Source organism: Streptomyces sp. NPDC054863 (assembly GCF_053610825.1).
Window position 1 is genome coordinate 1 of sequence record NZ_JBSGZD010000461.1, and the last position, 3,880, is coordinate 3,880.

A 3,880-nucleotide genomic window follows, 5' to 3' on the forward strand; every position below is an offset into this window, starting at 1 on the left:
GCCTCCACCACGTGCGGCAGATCGAAGACGGTGCCGCGCAACTGCGGGTGGCGTACGGCGAGTTCGGCCAGGGCGGTGCCGTCGGCGCCGCCGATGTCCACGAGGGTGCGGACGTCGTCCAGCTCCAGGGCGGCCAGCGCGTCCGCCCGTACGGCACGCATCAGGTCGCCCATCGCGCCGCTGAAGGTGGCGACGCCCGCCGGGTCCTTGGCCAGCCGGTCGAAGAACGGCATGCCCAGCTCCGCCTCGGCGGCGGGGATCCCGTCGTGCAGGGTGGCCCAGAGTCCGGCGAACGGACGGTAGTGGGTCTCCATCCACATCAGGGCCACATTGCGCACGGATTCGGGTACGTCGGTGCGCAGGGTGTGGCCGAGCGCGCCGAGCGTCACGCTGTCCAGCGCCTCGTCGTAGCCGAACACGCCCTCGGCGGCGAGGGTGCGCAGCAGTCTGCGCAGCAGCTCCGGGCGCAGGCCCGTCCCTTCGGTCAGTTCCGGTACGGTTCTGCGCCCTGCCGCGAGCCGGTCGGCGATGCCGGCGCGCGCCGTGACGTACAGGGCCTGCGAGATCTGGAAACCGCCGAGCAGACGGAGCATCGACACGGCGGGAGCGGTGGCCGTGCTGGCGGGCGGTGGGGTGGTCATGGCGCGAAATTACCGGTCCAGGAGTCCGTGGCCGGGCGCGTGCGGGCGCGGTTCACCCGGCTGGCCGGGCGGGCGTGGCCCGACGGGCGGGCGGGCCGCCGGTGCGTGCTCCCCGGACGTTCCTGGTCCTTCTCCCGCGTGCCTGTCGCGCGATCCAGGGGCTCAGGCACTTGAATGACGGACCATGACCACGCAACCGCCGCAGTTCACGGTCCTGTTGATTCCCGAGCACATCGAGGGCGGTGGCACAGTCGCCGCCGAGGACTCGGCCATCCGCTCGGCGGTGGTCGAGGCGACCGGCGAGACGGGTTCCTCGGGCTACCCCCGATACGCGGGAGAAGGCGTGGAGGCCGACATCGACCCGGGCTCACGCACGGTGGAGGCCCTGCTCGTCGACGGGCAGGAGCTGGACTACGGGCTGACCGCCAGGGTCGCCGGCTGACCGGCCCGACGCGCTGACCGGGCCGACATGCTGACCGGGCCGGCGGTCCGACGTGCCGGCCAGCCCCACGGTCCGGCGTGCTGACCGGCCCGGCGGTCCATGCACTGACCGGGGGCCGGAGCAGCCGCCACGTACGGGCCCCGGGTCTCAGGGCCTGGTCACCGGTGCCTGGAGTTCGGTCACCCAGTCGTCGCGGTTGTCCGGGCATTCCAGGCTGATCTCCCGGGGGTATCCGGCCGGCCGGTACCCGTTCTCCTCGATCCACACGGCCAGGGCCTGGGCCGCGGGCAGCACGGCGTCCATCGGGCCGCGGTGCACGATGGTCGCTGCCTGGCCGACGGCCGGCAGGTCGAGCACCCGGAAGTCGCCGTCCTGGAGCGGGGCTGCGACCTGGACGGCGGCGTGGACGGTGATGCTGCCACCGCCCTCCGGAGCGTCCTCGTACGAGGCGACTCCGTGCCCCGCAGGCGTGATACCGGCAGTCGCCAGGCGACGGAACAGCTCCTCGTAGAGCGGCCCGACGACCGGGCCGATGTCCTCGGGCCCGTAGCCGGCGGCGGTCGCGGTCAGCTCCGCCACCCGGATCGCCGGGATGCTCTTGATGACGACGTCGTTCGTGGGCATGTGCCCCTCGCTCTCGATCGACCGGAGCCTCGCCTCGACCTGGACCAGCCGCGCCGCCGCGGCGGCCATCGCGACCTCCCACTCGGCCTGCCGCAGCCGCAGCATGGCGCGCAGCTCCTCGGTGGTGACCTTCTCGTCCAGGATCTGCTGGACCTGCTGGAGGGTCAGGCCGAGGTCTTTCAGCGCGATGACGCGGTTGAGGCGGGCCAGTTGGGCGGCCGAGTAGTACCGGTAGCCGGTGGCGGGGTCGACATGGGCCGGGTGCAGCAGTCCGATGGCGTCGTAGTGACGCAGCATGCGGACCGACACGCGGCCGTGCCGGGCGAAGTCTCCGATGGTGAACATGATGTCTCCGAGTTCAGCGCCTGACACGGTGTGAGGGTCAAGAAGCCGCTCCCCGCCGCCCTGCGCCACGCCGTGGCCGCCGCGTGCCGGGCAGGTGTCCTCACGGCCGGAGAGGCGGCGGACGTGGTCGCCCGGGCCCGCAGCCTCCCGTACCGGCAGCGGAGTTGGCGCGCCCTCGCCCGCTGCTCCCGCCCGCAGGACCGTTCCTCCACCGGCCTGCCCGGAGACGGGAGCTGCGCGGGACCCTGTACGAGGGCGGCGGCGCCCGGCGAGCCGCTGATCCGATCGAGGCACGCGCCCACGCGCGTCGGCGGGGCTCCCGGGTCCTCTGAGTCAGACCCCGCCGAACAGCGCGGCGAGCCCGCGCTCAAGGCCTGGACCCAGATCCTCGTGCCCGGCCGGCACGATCGCGTACGAGCGCAGCAGGAAGCGGCGCAGGACTGCCGTGTCGAACTGGACCAGGGCCAGACCGTCCGGCGAATGCAGCTCCACCACGGTCTGCGCCCTGCCGCACGGCCAGATGTGCACGTCTCCGCCGCCGGACGGGGCCCGCAGCCCCGCATCCAGCAGCTCGCGGGCGAACGTCCAGACCGCGGGAGTGCTGTCGAGCGTGATTTCGGCGGCGAAGACGGCGTGGACGGCCAGGGGGTCGTTCGCGTCGTAGCGGAGGACGACAGGCACAGCCGGGTCGTACTGCTCCGACTGCTCCGAGGTGATCAGGCGGGCACGGGTCGGCTGGTCGAATGCGGCGATCGTCATGGTCGGCTCCACTTCTGCGTGTTTCCTGTGCCCCTACGACCTCCGGCGCAGGGCTTCCATTACGGCGATTCGACGAGCACCTGATGTGACCTGCGCCACTGTGACCCCCAAAGCGGACATTCAATACTTAAGCTTTCGAACTCATCCAATCCCTCGCAGTGGGACAGGAGTGTTCTGCCATGCCCGACGGCCCCGCCGCCGTGTCGACCACCGCTGTGTCGGCCGCCGCCTCGTACGCGCAGATCTACGAGGAGCAGCAGCCGCAGCTCGTCGCCTACGCGCGCTCACTGACCGGCAACCCCTGGCTCGCCGAGGACCTGGTCGCCGAGGCGCACTTCCGCGTCTGGCGGCGCCTGTCCGCCGGGCACTCCATCGACAACGTCCCGGCGTACCTCACGACCACGGTGCGCAATCTCGCCGCGACGGTCGGTCGTAACACCCGGGAGACCCCGCAGGACCCGCAGGACGCCCAGGGCCCGTGGGGCGCCGGGTCCGTCGCCGCCACGGGCGCCGACCACGACCCCGGCACCCGGATCGCCTCGGTTGACCTGCTGGCGCGCGTCCTCGGGCAGCTGCCCGAGCGGTGGGTGAAGGCGCTCTGGCTGGCCGAGGCGGAGGGCCAGCCGCTGGAAGCGGTGGCCAGGGGGGTGGGCACCGGACGCGGCGCCACGGCGGTGCTGCTGCACCGGGCGCGTGAGGGGATGCGGCAGGCGTTTCTGCGGGCCCACCCGGGAACGCCGAACGACCCGGCCTGCGATGCGTACTGGGAGCGCATACCCGCGCATGTACGGGGCGTGGACTCCGAGCGGCAGTCGGACAAGCTCCAGCGGCATCTCGACGACTGTGCGGACTGCCGGGACCGGCTCGCCGTACTGATGCAGGCCAATACGCGGTTGCCCGCGCTGGTGGGACCGGCGCTGCTGATCTTCGTGCTGGGCGGCGCGGCCAAGTTCCTGGTGCCGGCGGCCGGTGGCGCCGCTGCCGCGTCGGCGTCGACGTCGGCAGTGGTGGGCGGGCCCGGGCCCGGGCCGCTGCATGCGGTACGCCACGTCCTGACCGGCGGCTCGAA

Annotated in this window: 5 protein-coding genes; 2 read left to right on the plus strand and 3 right to left on the minus strand. The window is 72.7% G+C overall.

Annotated elements, in window-relative coordinates; all coding sequences use genetic code 11:
- On the minus strand, positions 1-641 hold a 641-nt coding region (locus ACWGIG_RS37565; protein WP_453326211.1), incomplete at its 3' end, for a methyltransferase.
- A 184-nt stretch (positions 642-825) separates the two neighbouring features.
- Between ACWGIG_RS37565 and ACWGIG_RS37570 the strand changes: the two genes are divergently transcribed.
- A complete protein-coding gene (locus ACWGIG_RS37570; RefSeq protein WP_453326212.1) occupies positions 826-1,083 on the plus strand; it encodes a hypothetical protein in 258 nt (85 codons plus the stop codon).
- Positions 1,084-1,230: 147 nt separating this feature from the next.
- Here the strand turns inward: ACWGIG_RS37570 and ACWGIG_RS37575 are convergent, their stop codons facing one another.
- Together ACWGIG_RS37575 and ACWGIG_RS37580 are read right to left on the minus strand one after the other, a co-directional pair.
- Positions 1,231-2,052, minus strand: coding sequence for a MerR family transcriptional regulator (locus ACWGIG_RS37575; RefSeq protein WP_453326213.1), 822 nt, complete (start codon positions 2,050-2,052; stop codon positions 1,231-1,233).
- Between the two features lie 333 nt (positions 2,053-2,385).
- Positions 2,386-2,811 (minus strand): SsgA family sporulation/cell division regulator, encoded by a 426-nt coding sequence (locus ACWGIG_RS37580; RefSeq protein ID WP_453326214.1) that lies wholly within the window; start codon positions 2,809-2,811, stop codon positions 2,386-2,388.
- 179 nt (positions 2,812-2,990) lie between these two features.
- On the opposite strand from ACWGIG_RS37580, the gene ACWGIG_RS37585 reads away from it, so the two are divergent.
- The coding region (locus tag ACWGIG_RS37585) for a sigma factor (RefSeq protein ID WP_453326215.1) at positions 2,991-3,880 on the plus strand (890 nt) is incomplete at its 3' end.

Excerpts from the sequence above, each read along its gene's own strand:
- ACWGIG_RS37570 (WP_453326212.1), top strand. The coding sequence starts at position 826 with ATGACCACGCAACCGCCGCAGTTCACGGTCCTGTTGATTCCCGAGCAC.
- ACWGIG_RS37580 (WP_453326214.1), bottom strand. The coding sequence starts at position 2,811 with ATGACGATCGCCGCATTCGACCAGCCGACCCGTGCCCGCCTGATCACC.
- ACWGIG_RS37575 (WP_453326213.1), bottom strand. The coding sequence starts at position 2,052 with ATGTTCACCATCGGAGACTTCGCCCGGCACGGCCGCGTGTCGGTCCGC.